Origin of the sequence: Paenibacillus catalpae (assembly GCF_900112695.1) — a bacterium.
GTDB lineage: Bacteria > Bacillota > Bacilli > Paenibacillales > Paenibacillaceae > Pristimantibacillus > Pristimantibacillus catalpae.
The window spans coordinates 138,414-155,372 of sequence record NZ_FOMT01000003.1 but is presented as its reverse complement, the minus strand read 5'-3'; the positions used below and the strand labels follow the sequence as shown (position 1 = coordinate 155,372).

Genomic DNA, 16,959 nt, shown 5'->3' with positions numbered 1-16,959 from the left:
CTCCCTGTTGGCTAATCGTCCGCTCTAGCGGTGAAAGCCCTTTCGCAAATCGCGTCATTATTGTAACATTGATAGGAATAGACGTATTTGCCCACCAGTCCAATCATTTGACGATTCATCCGTTAAATTGCTTAGAGGATCGTACCCGATTACCGGCTGGACGGGCTGCAAAGGCAGGGAAAGCAATGAGAACCCTTAATGAAATAAAACCTTATATCGGCGATTCCATGCGTTATCTGTATGTGGGGGGATGGAATGAGAAGCTGCGCGTCAGCAATGTGTACGCGTTCCATCTATTCGATGACGGACCGGGAGAAATGGAAGTGAACGGGAAGCTGTATCCCATCGAACGGCGGACTCTCATTTTTCTGCGTCCCGGCGAACCTCATGCCTTTCATATTAGAAAAGGCCAGCCACTGTCTTCTCATAATCTGTATTGCGATATGTGGGAGGGCTCGCCCAGCTCCTATAATAGGGTGTTCATTCATGCACCTGAACCATTCCTGTTGGATTCCGGCCCGGTTGTGGAACCGTGCCCGGAGCTGAACTCCCTGCCCAGCCGCTTCTCGCTCCAGCCCTATCCCTGGCTGTATGATTCCTTCGTATCGATAGGAAGACAATTTGAAGAATCCACGCACTACCGCAGCGAACTCGTGAACAGTCTGCTGTATAGCTGGATACTCAGCTGGTACAACGTCATTCACAGCCGTCAGCCCAGAGATTTCCGGATCGTCAAGCTGCTTGCCCATTTGAACGAGCATCCAGAGACGCGGACCCCCGTAGAGGAATGGGCCGCGATGTGCGGTCTCAAACGTTCCTACTTCCATTCCCTCTTTCAGCGCGAGACCGGTTTTACTCCGCAAGTGTACCGTCACAGGCTTCTGATGAAACAGGCAGCCCAGCTGCTCGTCGAAACGGATTATTCCGTCACCGCTATTGCGGAGCGGCTCGGGTATACATCGATACATCCGTTTACCCGCCATTTCAGCTCTTACTATGGGGCAAGCCCGCGGGCTTACCGGTTACAGCCTTCTTCTGGTTCCGCTCTCATCTAGATCCTTTTTTGATTAGATTGCCCTCTGCGATGCTGAATTAACAGGCAGCTTGGCCCTCAAAACAAACAAAGAGGTTGTCCCCCGCAAGGGGGACAACCTCTTCTATCATCACGCTTGGAACTAAGCGTTAATTTTCTCTTTTGCAACGCCAGCAAGGGAGTTGAACGAGTTGATATCGTTAACAGCCAGGTCAGCCAGGATTTTACGGTTTACTTCGATGCCAGCCAGTTTCAGGCCGTGCATGAATTTGTTGTAGGAAAGACCGTTTTGACGTGCAGCCGCGTTAATACGAACGATCCACAGTCTGCGGAATTCACGTTTGTTTTGACGACGGTCACGGTATGCGTAAAGAAGCGATTTACCAACTTGCTCCTTTGCTGTTTTAAACAGACGGTGCTTCGAACCGAAATAACCTTTTGCCAATTTAAGAATTCTTTTACGACGACGAGCGCGGACAAAACCGCCTTTAACTCTTGCCATGAGTGGAAACCTCCCGTAGGTTGAATTTGATTAAGCTTATCTGAACAATTGCTACTATTTAAGGTTAGCGAGACCTTGTTGAATACGACGAACGTCGCCAGCTGCCATCAGTGGTTGGCCAGCAAGTACACGTTTTTGACGACCGGATTTGTGGGAAAGCAAGTGGTTTCTGAACGCTTTATAGCGTTTCACTTTACCAGTACCAGTAATTTTGAAGCGGTCTTTCAGACTGCTGTGTGTTTTCATTTTAGGCATGTCGATTATCCTCCCTTTATTTAGCTGTTGCTTTTTGGTGCCAAAATCATAATCATGCTCCGGCCTTCCAGCTTCGGTGCACGTTCTACGCTGCATATTTCGGCAACCTCTTGCGCCAGGCGGTCCAGAATTTTCTGGCCGATCGACGCATGGGCAATTTCCCGTCCGCGGAAACGTACGGAAGCTTTAACTTTATCGCCTTCACCCAAGAACTTCACAACATTACGATATTTCGTTTGATAGTCATGCTCGTCGATGTTGGCACGGAACCAAACTTCCTTAAGGTCGACGATCTTTTGATTCTTGCGCGCTTCTTTTTCTTTCTTCTGTTGCTCGTAACGGAATTTACCGTAGTCCATAATCCGGCATACCGGCGGTTTAGCCGTCGGTGCTACATTCACCAGATCCAAGCTCAGGTCAATTGCCATCTGCAAAGCGTCACGGATCGATTTGATGCCGATTTGCTCGCCGTCCGCGCCAACAAGTCGTACTTCTCTGGCCCGGATCTCATCGTTGATTTGATGTTCTCTGCTAATAACGTGCCACCTCCAAGATAGGATGTTTATGTGTGTTTACAAAATAAAAAATGCGGGTTCGCACGAACCCGCATTGTATAACCGTTCATTGTGGCCGCCCTCGTTATCTTCACCAAGGAAGTAACTCGATAAGCTTTTAGTCGATTATCGCGAACCAGCCGGCTGAACCGAAAGGTGAGAAGCGGGTGCTTCTGCTTGTGCAAATATATTTGTCAAAAACGCTACCGACATACTATAACACAGTGGATTTATATGTGTCAACCCATCTCACCATGTGTTATTACAGCTGTTTGCTTTGCACGTCTTCGAGACGAATAACGCGCGTATGCTGCGTATGGCTCCACTTCTTGTTGTTTTGCGTGAAGAACGCATGAACCGTAATGGGCCACCAAGACAACGTGAACAACAAGAATGTCGGAATCCGCAGGTAAAGTTTCCACGGCACCTTCGCCATGTACATGGAGAGCGGAATTTGGATAAACACGTAAGCCATGTACGGAACGCTGAGCCAGAATGGCAGCAGGTTATAGACCGATTCCACATTGTTGCCGCCAAAGAGGAGCACATCTCCCCAGATGATCGCCGCGATGAAGAAGCCGGCAAGGTAGTTATATGCGTTGAATACGTACAGCGCAGCGTCAATCTTAGTCATGCTGCGATCTTTAATACCCTGCCACAAGAGCGGCAGCATATACTTGCGCGTTACGTCGAAATGTCCTTGCATCCAGCGCAGCCGCTGACGTGCCGATGCCTGGAACGTAATCGGCTTCTCGTCGAACACTTTCGCTTCGAAATTAAACTTCGGATAAATTCCCCGTTGAATACAACGGACAGTAAATTCAAGATCTTCTACAAGGCTCGTTGCGCCCCAGCCCATTTCCTGCAGCAGCTTGGCGTCAAAGCACATGCCCGTGCCTCCGAGGAAATTAGCAAGACCCAGATTGGTACGCGGCAGCTGCCAAAGGCGGTTACAGAACCAGTAATTGATCGCATTTGCCGAGCTGATCCACGAGTCGTTCGGGTTTTTCGTATCCAGATAGCCCTGAATAACCTGATGTCCGTTAATCAAATCGTTGTTCATGTACTGCAAGAAGTCTGTCGCCACCAGATTGTCGGCATCAAAGATCGCAACGCCGTCATAGCTTTTAGGCATTTTCCACAGTTCTTTCAGCATCCATTCCACGGCATAGCCCTTGCCCCGCTGGTTCTTGTTATTGCGCACGCAGGCATAGACGCCTTCATAGCTGTTCACAATATCGACGGTGCGGTCCGTGCAGTTGTCGCAGATGACAAAAATGTCAAACAGCTCACGCGGATATTTCAGCTTCAGCAGGTTTTCAATAAGCGCCCCGACAACCTGCTCTTCGTTATGTGCCGCAACCAGCAAGGCAAATGTCTTTTGCGGCGGATGGGATAAATCTTCTTTCTTGCGGTGCCAGCCAAAACAAGTCAAAAACAGTTGGTACAAGCCCAGCAATGCAAATACGACTTGGAACACTAGCATAATTGTGTTGAACATTTTTCGGTACTGCCCCCTTGAGACCCCTTTTTAATTGCCCGTTCTGATCACCCTTACAGGCGCCGACAGGCTCTTTACTATCATTTCTCTCATGTGTTCTTACGCCGCTTTTTTATTTGTATAAGCGATTCGTGAGACCTTTTTGATTTTCCACACATTGCTTATCTTTGTCAAAACCTCTATTTCCCGTCATTATCCGTTTTCCAGCCAGTAAAACGCTTGCATAGCAAGCAGATGGTTATATTACCTCCTTTTGCGTCCTATCGCCCTTATTTTCATCCATTTCCTGAATTTTTAGCCCTTACGTCCAATACATACGTGTAGAGTTGATACAATGTTCCCGGTCCATCACTTTGCTTTGTGACGAATATGTGGCTGAACCGGTATCGAATAACGTTCAAAACTGGAAGCCAGTTTGTCGAAAATAGCATCCCAGGATTGCTTCTGACTGTAAATTCTGCCTTGCTCGGCAAGCGCGGTGCGCAATTCAGGGTTGCTGTAGAGCAGCCCCATAGCATTCGTAAATGACCTGGGATTTTCGGGATCACATAACAAGCCCGTAACGCCATGCTGAACGGAATCTGTTACGCCGCCCTTGTCCGCGCAGATGACCGGGGCACCGCAGGACATCGCCTCCAGCACGACATTGCCAAATGTTTCCGTCGCAGATGGGAACAGGAACAGATCAGCTGCAGCATACCATTGCTGCAAATCCGGCATCGCTGTAAAGCCGATAAAACGGGCATCAATACCTTCACGGCGGCAGCGTTCCTTCAGCGCATCTGACGAAGGGCCGTCACCTGCTATGACAAAAACCGCTTCTTGGCATATATTTTGGCGGAATTCGGCAAAAGCATCTAACGCGGTATCGACATTTTTCTCGGGAGCCAGCCTTCCAACGTAAAGCACAACAAATCGGCTGCTGTCGATTCCATGCTTTTGGAGCCACTCTTCCCGGTTCACGGAAGGATGAAAGGCATCCGTATCAATGCCGCGGCTCCATATTTCAAGCCGGCCGGCATCCCAGCCTTTGTCCTTCAAATCCTGGTAAGTGGAACGGGAAGGCACATAAATGGAGCGGCAATCATGGTGAAACCATTCCATATATCTCCATAACAGCTTTGCCATCCATTGCAAATTGTAAAACGGCAAATATTGATCAAAATGGGTATGGTAGGACGCAACTAGTGGAATACGGAGTTTGCGGGCATAATGGATGCCGCAAAGCCCCAGGTTAAACGGAGTAGCCACGTGGATAATCGTCGGACGGAATTCCTTCAGCGCCCTGCGGATATGAATCGGGTTAGGAAGTGCCAGACGGCACTCGGGATATAAGAAGAAGGGCAGGCTTGCGAAGCGCTCTACTGAGCTTGGTCCTTTGCTGCTTGGCTTGCCGGAAGCGGAATCCGGGGCAAGGACAAGCACTTCGGCACCTTGACGCTTCAAATAATCGGTCCAGCGGCCAAGCGTGCGTGCAACGCCATTCACATCAGGTTCATACGTGTCGGTAAAAAGCGCAACTCTCATGAAGAACGCCTCCTTCGGAATGAAACCTTGATCGGCTCCATTCTACAGGAGGTCTGTTAGCGGAAAATTAACGTCATTTTAAAAATAAGTTAATCTTTTGCAATCCGCTGTCTTCGTATAAACTTAAAACTTGTACAAGCTTATAAATTGAACCATAATAAGCAAATATCGATTATAATGTGTGGGAATTAAGCAATCTAATTGCTTCGCAATTCTTTAAGCGTATGCTTTCGAAGCAAGAATTGCTTCGCAATTCTTTTTAGGAGGAAACGGATGAGAAGAATGCTAGGGTGGTTACGAACCCGGGAATTGCAAATGATCCTATGGGCGAATCAGCGCCGTTCGCAAAGCAGGCTTCACCGTTGTCTTGGGATATATCTAAGCACAGTGACGCATGTTGGTGGAGCGTCCTTTACACTCATCAGCTCTTTCCTTATTGCGATGTTTGCACCCAATCCATGGAGCATGACAGGCTGGCAATGTTTTACTGCCGTATTTTTAAGTCATCTGCCTGTTTATGTCGTGAAACGAAAATTAAAAAGACTTCGCCCTTATCAGGCGTTAAACGGGGTTAACACGGGGAAAAAGCCGCTTGTCGACTCTTCCTTCCCTTCCGGACATACAACAGCCGTCTTCGCGTTCATCATTCCGATTATCGGGGCAAGCGGAATATGGTTCCCGGTCATCATGCCAATCGCGGTCGTGCTTGCGCTTTCTGTTGCATGGTCCCGCATGTATCTTGGACTCCATTATCCGTCGGATGTTTGTGCGGGCGCGCTTGTCGGCACGCTGACGGCGTTAACGGTGGAGTACGGTTGGACTCTTACATTATTCTAGAAAAAGGGCTGCTCCTAAAGTCGTCATGACCGGTGGAACAGCTCTTCTTTTTATTCAGCGGCCTAAAAGGCTGGAAAGCGGGAGCACTGCGCCGTACGCTGGAGTTAATCCGGTAAATTTATTCTTTTATGCTTCTTAATCTGCTGCAGGCTGGATTTCCTCCAACGTACAACCTCTCAGAAACGAAAATATTGAGAACTATAATGCTCTTTATAGTGCATCAACTCCAACGTAGGCAGACAAATACCATTTCAATTGGGAATTATGTTGGATGGAATCCAATGTAGAGCGAAGCAACATAGGATGCTCCAAAATTATAAAATAACGGTGCAAGGGATATTCCCTGCACCGTTATTTTATATGCGCTATTAACTGATTGCTTACTTATTCAGCTGATTCGTCTTCGTCCTGGCCGGCAGCCGCGGCTTCCGCTTCTTCGCGGCGCGAGTTCTCCAGCTTGTTTTCCCGGTATTCACGCAGAACAGCTTCTCCGATAACCGCTTCAAGGCGGAAGATTGGCTGGCCCTTCTCCATGAACTTCATCTCGTATTCGGTAAAGACAAGATCCTCGCGAGGTCCATTCTTATGAAGATTAAGCGAGATATTGCGAAGCTGCAGCTCCACTTCCGCAAAGCTGTTGAGCGAGAACTCGAAGAGGGATTCCGAATCGGTCTTGAAATGAATCTCTCCGCGTTCGTTCAGCAGTTGGGCATACTTCAACAGGAAGCGCGGATGCGTCAGCCGGCGGCGGGCATGCTTGCTTTTTGGCCATGGATCGCTGAAATTCAGATAAATCCGTTCGATCTCTCCCGGCTCAAACATCTCTTCAATATGCTCGATGTTGGCACGAAGCAGCGCCAGATTCGGCGGCTCCTCTACTCCGCTTTCCTCCCAAATGTTGCGGGCTTTGTCGCTTGCACGGCGGATCAGCTCGTCATACATATCAACACCAATGTAGTTATTATCCGGATTACGGAAGCTCATATTGCTGATAAAACGGCCTTTCCCCATGCCAAGCTCCACATGGATCGGCTTATCGTTGCCGAAAAACTCGCGCCATTTGCCTTTGAGCGGCTTCGCATCAAGTACAACCAACTCCGGCTGCGCCTCCAGCGATTCGCGGATTCCTTTTCTTCCTCTTAAACGCATCTTGTACTGGTCCTCCTACTAATTATGCTAGTCCTTATTGTGCCCAAGTTGCACCGCCTTGTAAAGATGCTAATCGCAATCACGGCAAAAAGAAAAAGCCTTTAACGATTCTGAAATCGTCAAGGCTTTAGTTTTGTGTGGATACTAACGCTGCGAAATGATTAAACAAGCAGCTGATAATCAATTGGACCTTCGGCTTGAACATCGCGGTAAGTATTCTCAATCACTTCGTTCAGCTTCTTACGCGCGGATACTTCAATATGATGGTTGTTATGGAACCGGATGCCTGAAAGCGCCATCAATTCTTTCACTGTTAATTCTACTGTTACTTTCTCGTCGCCATGCGGAATTCTTGTTTGTTGACTCATTAAGATCACCTCATCGATTTTTTTATTACAGCATTACCAGTTTATCGACGTTTTATGACGATCATTGCGAATTAAGCATGTAAGGTTTTTTCATTGATTTGTCGCACTTTTAATATAACAGATCATGTTAGGTTTTGCAAGCCCAAATGTTGCTGGCGGCGAAATAATTTCCAGCTCGTCTCATGTCAACTAATGCCCTGCAACAGCTCTGTAATTCAACGTGGCTTTTGCCCCTGCTTTCCGATAAAATGAAGGATGCAATTCTTATCCGCTTAAAAGGAGAACGGCATGAAAGCAAATGCAAATGCATCGCAATTGACGCCAGAACAGCCAATGCTGTGGAGCGATAAACGATTTCATACATGGAACTACGAGATGCGCGAGCAGTTCGGGGGAAAAGTTTTTAAGGTTATGCTGGATGCCGGCTTTACCTGCCCGAACCGCGACGGCTCAATCGCGACAGGCGGCTGCACCTTCTGCAGCGCCCGCGGCTCCGGTGACTTCGCCGGCAGAAGGCGCGACGATCTTGTGACACAGTTCAATACAATCAAGGACCGCCAGCACCAGAAATGGCCAGAGGCGAATTATATCGGTTACTTCCAGGCTTATACGAATACGTATGCGCCGGTCGAAGAGCTGCGGGAATATTACGAGGTTATTTTGCAGCAGCCAGGCGTTGTTGGCTTGTCCATCGCAACCCGGCCGGATTGCCTGCCTGATGATGTGGTGGACTATCTTGCGGAGCTGAACGAGCGGACATATCTCTGGATTGAGATGGGGCTTCAGACGGTGCATGAATCCACTTCCCAGCTTATTAACCGGGCTCATGATACGGCCTGCTATCTGGATGCGGTACGCCGCCTTCGCGAGCGGGGCATCCGGGTATGCGCGCATATTATTTATGGCCTGCCGCAGGAAAGCCATGAAATGATGCTCGACACAGGCCGCGCCGTTGCACAAATGGACGTGCAGGGCATCAAAATTCACCTGCTCCATCTCATGCGCAAAACACCAATGGTGAAGCAATACGAAGCCGGACTTCTCCGGTTTCTCGAGCTTGATGAGTATGTGAAGCTGATCGTTGATACTCTCGAATTTCTGCCTCCCGAGATGATCATTCAGAGACTCACAGGAGATGCTCCCAAAGATCTTCTGGTCGGACCGATGTGGAGCATGCAGAAATGGGTTGTCCTGAACGCCATCGATGCCGAGCTGAAGCGCCGCAACACATGGCAAGGCAAGCTTTGGAGGGCGGTGTAAAATGGGATTCCTGTCGATACTCAGCATGGCACACAAATGGATCGCCGAACGTGTTAAGCCCGGCGATACGGTCATTGACGCGACCGCCGGCGGAGGTGTAGATACGCTTGCGCTCGCCGAGCTGGTTGGACCACGCGGCATCGTTCACGCCTTTGACATCCAGCAGGAGGCGCTGGACCGCACGCAGGAGCGCCTTCGCTCCTATGCACATCCGGACAAGCTTCCTGAAGTGAAGCTGCATCTGGTCAGTCACGCCAAAATGGCGGAGGCGGCCGGTGCCTCCGCGCAGGGAAAGGTTGCGGCCGTGATGTTCAATCTCGGCTATCTGCCGGGCGGCGACGAGTCAGTCATTACTGTCCCGACAACTACAGTAGCCGCCCTGGATGCGGCTCTGTCATTGCTGCGCCGTGGCGGCATCGTAACGATCGCGCTGTATCCGGGACATCCGGGAGGAGCCGATGAGGCAGCGATTGTCGAGGACTGGGCAGCTTCCCTGCCCGGGGCATTATATGCGGCTGTGCTGTACCGCCAGCCGCAACGGGACACCGCGCCGTATTTGATCGCTGTGGAGAAGAGATAGTGCCTGGAGCTTGATTGGCGGGCATTTGGTAAGCTCTGCTTGGCTGATGATGAATATGGAAGAGAGTATTGGAGGACCGTCCGTACCTGGGGTGGTCCTTTTACATGCGCGGCTGATCATCTTTTTCTCCACATGAGGGGCTTCATCATATGCAGCAGCGGAGCTGCGAGTTTGCGGCGCGTTTTATTAAAATCGTCATCATGCTTGACGTACAGCCCTGAGCGGATCGCCCGGTTGAGTTCGGCTTGGCGCATTTTGTACAGCAGCTCGGCAGTATGGTAATTATGGTACGGCATAAGAACATCCCATTTATTCGAGGCTTGGTTTACCTCGTGTTGATTATTAATTTCAGAGCCTCATCCTTTCTACATCCATAGTAAGCGAGTTATAATGATAAGAATAATATATGTTTTCCTTGGACTTATAGATTTAATATATGTGTTCTGTAAGGGGATTTTAACGTTGAACTTGCATGCCCGCGCTTGTTCCATATGATTGTTTGCCGTCACCGGAAGTGTAACCCAGGCTTCAATCCGCCACTTTCCCGCCCAACGCCGCTCCTTGACGATCGGCAGCATCGTTAAGCTCACAAACTAGCTGCTTCCCCTTCCTTAACGATGTCATACATCGCTAAGCCACGCATAACCGTCAACTGCGTAAATCATTTTCTCTCGCCTCCCGTCTTGCTCCAAGGATTATTTTCTGGTACGATCAAACCAACTTATTAAACATGTTTAATAAGTCTCTGTAGAGGAGTTGTATACGACCGTGAGTGATTTGCTCGCAACACCAAAAGAGATGAAAAATGTCATTCTTCATGGCCTGCGGTCTGCTCTGCTGACGCTTGGAAGCGCCACAAAGGCAGAGCTCAGCCAGAAGCTTGGTATCAGCTTTCCCACGATCAGCAAGTTTCTCGCGCAAATGGAAGAAGCCGGCGAGCTCCTGAACGTTGGACTAGATGACTCAAGCGGCGGCCGAAGAGCGCAGCGTTATGCGTATAACCCGGAGTTTATGCTGGGGCTTGCGATCTTTTACGAGAAATCGGATATGAGTTATACCATCTTTAACTGTGCAGGAGAGATCAAGGAGCAGGGTACAACATCCAGTGCGCTCATCAATGATGTTCCCAGCCTGACCACGCACATTGAGCAGCTTATTGAAAACCATCCCACAATCAAATCCATTGCAATTGGTGTTCCGGGTGCGGTTAATAACGGACGGATAATTCATATCCCGGACTATCCGAATTTCCAGAATATCAACCTGAAAGAGCAGCTGGAGGAGAGATTTGCTCTGCCGGTTGTGGTCGAGAACGATATGAATGCCGCCGTCCTGGGCTATTACAAGAATGGCGGTCATAAGGATAATCCGTCCCTCGTCTATTTGTACTTCGGGCAATTTGGCCCCGGCGCCGGCATTATGATTAACGGGGATGTGGTGAGGGGAAGCACCTACTTCTCAGGCGAGGTTACTTATGTGCCCCAATACGATCAATCCAACTTCCACCAGGCGATGCAAAAAAATGACAGAGAGAGCCGGCTTGATGCCATCAGCCGTCTGGTCGCATCGTTTACGGCGATTATTAATCCCCATACGATCATTTTTAATAATGCCGAGGTTAATACCTCGCTCCTTGAGAGAATATCGGAGCGGAGCGCCGATTATATTCCGAAGGAGCATCTTCCGCTGCTTATGGCCAGCGATATGACAAAGGATTATCTGAACGGGCTGCAAAGCCTGGGTCTCGATCTTATGATTTCGACATGAATAAAAGAAACAGGTGAATTCGCATGGCAACGTTCTTCTTGATCATTATTTATTTGGCTTTTATCAGCCTGGGCTTACCCGACTCCTTGCTCGGATCCGCATGGCCGGTTATGCAGCCGGAGCTTCATGCTCCGCTTGGTGCAGCAGGTGTCCTGTATATGACGATTGCGGCCGGAACCATCGTTTCCAGCCTGGCGAGCGGTACGATTCTTAGCCGCTTTGGCACCGGAAGAGTAACCCTGGTCAGCTGTATTATGACGGCCGGTGCCTTGCTCGGCTATTCCACTTCTCCGTCCCTGATCTGGCTTCTTGTCTGTGCCATACCGTTAGGGCTGGGAGCAGGAGCGGTTGATGCCGGCCTTAACAACTATGTTGCCGCCCATTACAAAGCGCATCATATGAGCTGGCTGCATTGCTTCTGGGGTGTAGGCGCTACGCTTGGTCCAGTCATTATGGCCCAGTTCATTACAAACAACGCCTGGAGATACGGCTATCTGACCGTGGCAGCCATCCAATGCGCGCTTGTTGTCATCTTGTTCTTCACCCTCCCGTTATGGGACCGTGTAGCCAAGATTCACAAAGCTTCATCCACAGCAGAGCAGGAAGATGTAATCCATGAGCTGCCTGAAGAGGATGCTGCCAGGCATCCCCTGAAGATCAAGGGCGTCAAGCTGGCTCTTGTCTCCTTCATGCTGTACTGCGGAATTGAAGCTGCCGTAGGCCTCTGGGGCAGCAGCTTCCTTGTAAACATGAAGAATGTGTCCGCTTCAACGGCAGCTCAGTGGGTATCGCTCTACTATGCAGGCATAACGGCAGGACGGTTTATTACTGGCTTTATCACCTTTAAGGTCAGCAATCGCAATCTGATCCGGGGCGGTCAGCTGATTGCTCTAATCGGCGCTTTGCTGCTCTTCCTTCCGCTTCCCGACGGCTTTACTTTGGCTGGTTTTATTATAGTCGGGTTTGGTCTTGCTCCGATCTATCCCTGTATGCTGCATGAGACACCAGTGCGGTTCGGAAAAAAACAGTCCCAAACCATTATGGGGTATCAAATGGCTGTAGCTTATACGGGCAGCACGCTGATGCCGCCGCTTCTGGGATTACTGGCTTCCTCCCTTACCATCGGCATCTTCCCGTTCTATATTGTTCTGTGCGCAGCAGCCATGCTCTTATTCTCTGAACGGCTGAATGCCTTTCTCAAACCAAATGCAAATGCCAAAACAGCGCAGGCGGTTATAAGCGCAGACGAATCAATTAAATCCTGAACAACACAAAAAAACTGCCGGAGTCCGGCAGTTTTTTTCCATTACATCATTGTTCTCTAGCTGCAGCCGCTTGAGCTTTCGCCAGCCGCGATTCCCCGATTGCTTCCGCGATTTGCGCGATAATGCCATCCATCGATGCCGGGTCATTGACGTCATAGTCGTCAATGTTAAGCCGGAGCACCGGGCATGCGGTAAACTCATCGATCCAGACGGCATATCGTTCATACATCCGCTCCCAATAGGCGCGTTCCGTTTGAATTTCCATTTCCCGCCCGCGCGCCTCGATCCGGCTCAGAATGGACGGCAGGCTGCCCTCCAGATAGATCAGAACGTCCGGATGCGGAAAATACGGCGTCATCACCATGGCTTCGAACAAGCTGGTGTACGTCTCATAATCCGTTGCGCTCATCGTCCCCTGATCCGCGTGCATCTTCGCAAAGATGCCCGTATCCTCATAGATGGAACGGTCCTGCACAAAACCTCCGCCTGCCTCAAAGATCGCTTTCTGCTCCTTAAAGCGCTCGGCCAAAAAATAAATTTGCAGATGAAAGCTCCATCTTTCAAAATCGTGATAAAACTTCTCCAGATACGGATTATGATCAACCTGCTCCAGCGATGTGCGAAAGCCAAGGCGCTCGGCCAGAACAGAGGTTAACGTCGATTTGCCGACTCCAACCGTACCTGCTATGGTAATCAGCGCGTCAGAAGGAATAGAATGTTCCATAAATAATAGCTCCTTTATAAACTCCACATAGCTTCTAATTGTATCATATGGATAACGGTGAGCAATGGTTTAATATCCCTAAGGAATGCCGAACGGCGCTAAACAATGAAAGGCCGCCACAAAGGGCGGCCTTATCCATACTTTTACAAGCTTACAGGCAATGCATCGCGGCTTACTTTCAGCATAAACGGCTTAGGTGTCGGCTTCGCCTGACGCTCGCCGGAGGCCAGAGCGTACAGGACAGCAAGCAGCGTATGCTTATCTTTATTAATCTCGCCCGTTGCCAGATAATGCTCCAGGTCAAACGGGATCATCTCGATAACCGTATGCTTGTGCAGTTCTTTCTCGTTCAGGCCAAGCGCTGCAAAGTCTTCCGATACTTCCTCCGGATGCTCAATCAGACGGCGCATCCAAGTGCTCCATACCGTTTTGTCCATGGTGAACTCCCACCATGTTTTTCGCGGCTTGTAGTTATGGTTGAGGAAGTAATCGTACTTCATGAGGCCAAGTACAACATCAAGATCCAGCTTATCCACTTCTTCGGATGCCGCACCAGCTTTGTACTCGCCTAGGAACGCCCACAGCCGCGAGAACAAATCCTCAAGCTGATGGCCGATCTTCTGCCAGCCTCTCCCTTCCCAGAAATCCCCGAAGGATTGGAAGAAATCAAAGGCCGAAGGGAATACCTCTTTTATTAGATAGTTCAGCGTGCGGTCCATCCGATGCGCATTCCAGTACTTCTCAAGCACATCCTCCACCCGCTTGATCCGCACAATGTCGCCGAACGGCATCAGATCATTGCCGAGCATTTCGTAAGGGGCATGATCCATATAAATATAACCCCACTTCTCAGCATCAAGGCGCAAGCCCGTGCCGCGAAGCATCTTAAGGAACCCGAGCTGCAGCTCTTCCGGCCCTAATTCGAATACATCGTTAAACGTGCCGCGGAATGTATCGTAATTCTCAAGCGGCAGGCCTGCGATCAAGTCCAGATGCTGGTCGATCTTGCCGGACTCCTTCACCTTCGTGACGGTACGGACAAGCTTCTTCCAGTTCTGGCGGCGCTGCACCGCTTCATTCGTCGGATCATTCGTTGATTGCACGCCAATCTCGAAGCGGAAGATGCCCGGCGGCGCATGCTCAGCCAAATAATCCAGCACTTCAGGTCGCATAATATCTGCCGTAATCTCGAACTGGAAGACACAGCCCCGGTGGTTCTCGATCAGGAATTTGAACATCTCGAGAGCGTAGTCCCGCTTGATGTTAAACGTACGGTCCACAAACTTGATCAGCTTCGCGCCGGAATCGATCAAATACGTAATATCGGCTTTCGTCCGCTCCATATCGAAGTAACGGACGCCAACCTCAATACTCGATAAGCAGAATTGGCAGCTGAACGGACAGCCGCGGCTTGTCTCGAAATAAACGACCCGGCTGCCGAGATGTGGAATATCCTCCTGGAAACGGTGCGGTGATGGCAGTGTCGCTAGATCCAGCTTGGGACGGCCCGGATTAACAAGAACGTCTGCGCGGTCCTCGCGCTGCTTGCGGTAAGCAATACCGAATACCATATGGTACTTGCCCGCTCCTTCAATCTCCGTCAGCAAATGATGGAAGGTCTCTTCCCCTTCGCCAACGACGATAAAATCAACCTCGGGAATCCGCTGCATCCAATATTCCGTGTCATAACTTACCTCGGGACCTCCAAGGACGATCTTAATTTCCGGCATAATTTTGCGCAGCATATTGATGACGGTAATGGTCTCTTCAATATTCCAGATGTAACAGGAGAAGCCGACGACATCTGGATTACGCGAGAAAATATCCGAAACAATGTTCATCACCGGATCCTTAATCGTATACTCGGCAATCTCCATATCAAATTGCTCGCCGCTGTACGCTTTCAAGCAGCGCAGGGCGAGCGAGGTATGAATATATTTGGCATTTAGTGTGGATAACACAACTTTCATCACGGTACCTCTTTCTACTCTCATGCAAGATGACTTCTATTGTACCGAAAACACGGGTAAAAAAGAAGAGGCTTGCCGCAAGGAGCGTAAATCTCCCCGCGGTAAGCCTCTCGTATAATAGGAATTAGTCCCTTACATCAATATAAAGCTGATCTTTAAACTGCATATCCAGAACCGGGAAGCGGACTTGCCATTTCTCATTGCCGAGCGCCTTCACTTCACTGGAGTCAAAGCCGCGCGGCTCGAAGCCAAATATACGATCGAAGAAAATCTGGAACTGGATCTTGTCGCCTGGCAGCATGCGATGAAGCTCGTAAGCCAGGTTAATTGCCCAGGTACGAAGCTCCTCTTTGGTCTGACCGCCGTAATAAGTGTAAAATACCGGATCAATATCGGATGTAATAACGAGCCAGCCCTGCGAATCCCGAGTAACCTTCCAATTGCTCAGTTCCAACATTCCTTGGTCCGTATTAAGCGAGCTGAACTGCTCTTTCAGCAGAGCCGCAATTTTGTCATTCGATTCGCCGACAAGAGTTGCCGGCAGTGTTGGATCAAGGAATTTCACGTTATCTGCAGGCTTAGCAGGAAGATCCTCCATCAGAATCGCTCCATAGAGCGACGAGACGGCAAAGTTTAAGTCAGCCTGAGAGGTATACCCCCCGGATGTAATGCCAATCAACTCACCGTATTCATCAAACAATGCACCGCCGGAGCTGCCATGGTCAATTGGAGCACTCGTCTGGATATAGCGTGTACTGCCTATGTATACAACGCCGCTGATTAATCCGTCAGAGACCGTATTTTGAAGACCAAGCGGGCTTCCGATCGCGACAACCTTATCGCCTTTTTTCACGTTCAGGCTGCCGTAGCCTACCTCAACAGGCGTTGCACCGATCGAACGGTCTGTCTGGATAATAGCGAGATCATTGTCCTTGCTGTAGGCGACTACGCCGGACACTTTGATCTCCTTGTTATTAACGGTAATTGCCGTTGCCGAAGAGGCATCCTGCATTACATGATAATTCGTCAGGATATAACGGTCGTCAATAACCACGCCGCTGCCAAGAGCTAAATTCGTCGTAATCGTTACAACGCTGTCGTCGTACATATCAACGATTTGCTTTGGTGTATATTTCGGGCGATTGCTCAGCTCTTCCTGAACCTGCTCGTATTCCTTCTCCCACTCATATTCTTCTGTTGTAATGCGCACCGCACGACCTGCGTTATCCCATTTCACCGTACCGCCAAGCGACTCGGCAACAAAGCGGGCCGGAACATAGGTTGTATTGTTCTTAATCTCGGGCGCTCCATCCAGCTTCACCGATTTCCCGTTGATGAGAGCCGTCTTATTGCCAATCGTTAACGTAATGGACGTGAAGTCTTTCCGTACAATGATCGTTTGTGCTTTGGCTTCCCATGTTACCGAAGCATCGAGGGCTTTAAACAGCTCGCGCATCGGCACGTAGGTTACGCCATTTTTCGTATAAGGAGCTTTGGAGAGAGATAGCTTCTTATCATCGACATAGACGCTAATCGAAGTTTTGGCTGTGGCAGCCAATTTGACCGGAGCAGCTGCAGCATGCTGAGGCGCCGCCAGCGGAGAAAGCAAGAGGCCTGCTGCAAGCAGCGGGCTTAACAAGGCATAAGCTAGATTTCTTTTCACGTTT

At 49.6% G+C, this 16,959-nt stretch carries 17 protein-coding genes and 1 other annotated feature; of the genes, 6 read left to right on the top strand and 11 right to left on the bottom strand.

Annotated features, from left to right (window positions below; translation table 11 throughout):
* Nucleotides 1–185: 185 nt before the first annotated feature.
* On the top strand, nt 186–1,055 hold the full coding sequence (locus tag BM200_RS14470) for an AraC family transcriptional regulator (protein WP_091186669.1): 870 nt from the start codon (nt 186–188) through the stop codon (nt 1,053–1,055).
* Nucleotides 1,056–1,175: 120 nt separating this feature from the next.
* On the opposite strand, the gene rplT is transcribed toward BM200_RS14470, so the two are convergent.
* The 5 genes from rplT to BM200_RS14445 all read right to left on the bottom strand — a co-directional run bounded on the left by rplT (nt 1,176) and on the right by BM200_RS14445 (nt 5,372).
* Complete coding sequence (gene rplT / locus BM200_RS14465) at nt 1,176–1,535, bottom strand: 50S ribosomal protein L20 (RefSeq protein WP_091186667.1); 360 nt, start codon at nt 1,533–1,535, stop codon at nt 1,176–1,178.
* A gap of 54 nt (nt 1,536–1,589) precedes the next feature.
* Nucleotides 1,590–1,790, bottom strand: coding sequence for a 50S ribosomal protein L35 (gene rpmI / locus BM200_RS14460; protein WP_091186665.1), 201 nt, complete (start codon nt 1,788–1,790; stop codon nt 1,590–1,592).
* 20 nt (nt 1,791–1,810) lie between these two features.
* Nucleotides 1,811–2,308 (bottom strand): translation initiation factor IF-3, encoded by a 498-nt coding sequence (gene infC, locus BM200_RS14455; protein WP_139230786.1) that lies wholly within the window; start codon nt 2,306–2,308, stop codon nt 1,811–1,813.
* Nucleotides 2,309–2,364: 56 nt separating this feature from the next.
* Nucleotides 2,365–2,529 (bottom strand) — a sequence feature (ribosomal protein L20 leader region).
* Nucleotides 2,530–2,606: 77 nt separating this feature from the next.
* Nucleotides 2,607–3,845 carry a glycosyltransferase family 2 protein gene (locus BM200_RS14450; protein WP_091186660.1) on the bottom strand — a complete coding sequence of 413 codons (1,239 nt, stop codon included), beginning with the start codon at nt 3,843–3,845 and terminating at the stop codon, nt 2,607–2,609.
* Nucleotides 3,846–4,193: 348 nt separating this feature from the next.
* Nucleotides 4,194–5,372, bottom strand: a complete 1,179-nt coding sequence (locus BM200_RS14445; protein ID WP_091186657.1) for a glycosyltransferase family 4 protein — start codon at nt 5,370–5,372, stop codon at nt 4,194–4,196.
* A 273-nt stretch (nt 5,373–5,645) separates the two neighbouring features.
* Here BM200_RS14445 and BM200_RS14440 point away from each other — a divergent pair, with 273 nt between their 5' ends.
* Entirely contained in the window at nt 5,646–6,209 is a 564-nt protein-coding gene (locus BM200_RS14440) for a phosphatase PAP2 family protein (protein WP_091186655.1), read from the top strand.
* 384 nt (nt 6,210–6,593) lie between these two features.
* Here BM200_RS14440 and trmB read toward each other — a convergent pair whose 3' ends face one another.
* Both trmB and BM200_RS14430 read right to left on the bottom strand, forming a co-directional pair.
* A complete protein-coding gene (trmB, locus tag BM200_RS14435) occupies nt 6,594–7,358 on the bottom strand; it encodes a tRNA (guanosine(46)-N7)-methyltransferase TrmB (RefSeq protein ID WP_091186653.1) in 765 nt (254 codons plus the stop codon).
* Nucleotides 7,359–7,519: 161 nt separating this feature from the next.
* Nucleotides 7,520–7,726, bottom strand: a complete 207-nt coding sequence (locus BM200_RS14430) for a hypothetical protein (protein ID WP_091186649.1) — start codon at nt 7,724–7,726, stop codon at nt 7,520–7,522.
* A gap of 288 nt (nt 7,727–8,014) precedes the next feature.
* Between BM200_RS14430 and mnmL the strand changes: the two genes are divergently transcribed.
* Both mnmL and mnmM read left to right on the top strand, forming a co-directional pair.
* Nucleotides 8,015–8,986, top strand: coding sequence for a tRNA modification radical SAM protein MnmL/YtqA (gene mnmL / locus BM200_RS14425; RefSeq protein ID WP_091186647.1), 972 nt, complete (start codon nt 8,015–8,017; stop codon nt 8,984–8,986).
* Nucleotide 8,987: 1 nt separating this feature from the next.
* Complete coding sequence (gene mnmM, locus BM200_RS14420) at nt 8,988–9,566, top strand: tRNA 5-(aminomethyl)-2-thiouridylate-methyltransferase MnmM (RefSeq protein ID WP_091186644.1); 579 nt, start codon at nt 8,988–8,990, stop codon at nt 9,564–9,566.
* 116 nt (nt 9,567–9,682) lie between these two features.
* Here mnmM and BM200_RS14415 read toward each other — a convergent pair whose 3' ends face one another.
* Nucleotides 9,683–9,862, bottom strand: a complete 180-nt coding sequence (locus BM200_RS14415; protein WP_091186643.1) for a hypothetical protein — start codon at nt 9,860–9,862, stop codon at nt 9,683–9,685.
* A gap of 472 nt (nt 9,863–10,334) precedes the next feature.
* On the opposite strand from BM200_RS14415, the gene BM200_RS14405 reads away from it, so the two are divergent.
* Together BM200_RS14405 and BM200_RS14400 are read left to right on the top strand one after the other, a co-directional pair.
* On the top strand, nt 10,335–11,333 hold the full coding sequence (locus BM200_RS14405; protein ID WP_091186638.1) for an ROK family transcriptional regulator: 999 nt from the start codon (nt 10,335–10,337) through the stop codon (nt 11,331–11,333).
* A 23-nt stretch (nt 11,334–11,356) separates the two neighbouring features.
* Entirely contained in the window at nt 11,357–12,598 is a 1,242-nt protein-coding gene (locus BM200_RS14400) for an MFS transporter (RefSeq protein WP_091186636.1), read from the top strand.
* A gap of 46 nt (nt 12,599–12,644) precedes the next feature.
* On the opposite strand, the gene BM200_RS14395 is transcribed toward BM200_RS14400, so the two are convergent.
* From BM200_RS14395 to BM200_RS14385, 3 genes are all read right to left on the bottom strand, one after another.
* The gene (locus BM200_RS14395; RefSeq protein WP_091186634.1) at nt 12,645–13,322 is read right to left on the bottom strand and encodes a deoxynucleoside kinase; all 678 of its coding nucleotides are present in this window, start codon (nt 13,320–13,322) and stop codon (nt 12,645–12,647) included.
* Between the two features lie 143 nt (nt 13,323–13,465).
* Nucleotides 13,466–15,292: a B12-binding domain-containing radical SAM protein gene (locus BM200_RS14390; RefSeq protein ID WP_091186632.1), complete on the bottom strand. Its 1,827-nt coding sequence runs from the start codon at nt 15,290–15,292 to the stop codon at nt 13,466–13,468.
* 124 nt (nt 15,293–15,416) lie between these two features.
* Nucleotides 15,417–16,955 carry a stalk domain-containing protein gene (locus BM200_RS14385; protein ID WP_175532872.1) on the bottom strand — a complete coding sequence of 513 codons (1,539 nt, stop codon included), beginning with the start codon at nt 16,953–16,955 and terminating at the stop codon, nt 15,417–15,419.
* Nucleotides 16,956–16,959 lie beyond the last annotated feature (4 nt).

Coding starts and splice junctions, on each gene's coding strand:
- mnmM (WP_091186644.1), top strand. CDS start 8,988: ATGGGATTCCTGTCGATACTCAGCATGGCACACAAATGGATCGCCGAA.
- trmB (WP_091186653.1), bottom strand. CDS start 7,358: ATGCGTTTAAGAGGAAGAAAAGGAATCCGCGAATCGCTGGAGGCGCAG.
- BM200_RS14390 (WP_091186632.1), bottom strand. CDS start 15,292: ATGAAAGTTGTGTTATCCACACTAAATGCCAAATATATTCATACCTCG.
- mnmL (WP_091186647.1), top strand. CDS start 8,015: ATGAAAGCAAATGCAAATGCATCGCAATTGACGCCAGAACAGCCAATG.
- rplT (WP_091186667.1), bottom strand. CDS start 1,535: ATGGCAAGAGTTAAAGGCGGTTTTGTCCGCGCTCGTCGTCGTAAAAGA.
- BM200_RS14400 (WP_091186636.1), top strand. CDS start 11,357: ATGGCAACGTTCTTCTTGATCATTATTTATTTGGCTTTTATCAGCCTG.
- rpmI (WP_091186665.1), bottom strand. CDS start 1,790: ATGCCTAAAATGAAAACACACAGCAGTCTGAAAGACCGCTTCAAAATT.
- BM200_RS14470 (WP_091186669.1), top strand. CDS start 186: ATGAGAACCCTTAATGAAATAAAACCTTATATCGGCGATTCCATGCGT.
- BM200_RS14395 (WP_091186634.1), bottom strand. CDS start 13,322: ATGGAACATTCTATTCCTTCTGACGCGCTGATTACCATAGCAGGTACG.
- BM200_RS14430 (WP_091186649.1), bottom strand. CDS start 7,726: ATGAGTCAACAAACAAGAATTCCGCATGGCGACGAGAAAGTAACAGTA.
- BM200_RS14450 (WP_091186660.1), bottom strand. CDS start 3,845: ATGTTCAACACAATTATGCTAGTGTTCCAAGTCGTATTTGCATTGCTG.
- BM200_RS14445 (WP_091186657.1), bottom strand. CDS start 5,372: ATGAGAGTTGCGCTTTTTACCGACACGTATGAACCTGATGTGAATGGC.
- BM200_RS14440 (WP_091186655.1), top strand. CDS start 5,646: ATGAGAAGAATGCTAGGGTGGTTACGAACCCGGGAATTGCAAATGATC.
- BM200_RS14415 (WP_091186643.1), bottom strand. CDS start 9,862: ATGCCGTACCATAATTACCATACTGCCGAGCTGCTGTACAAAATGCGC.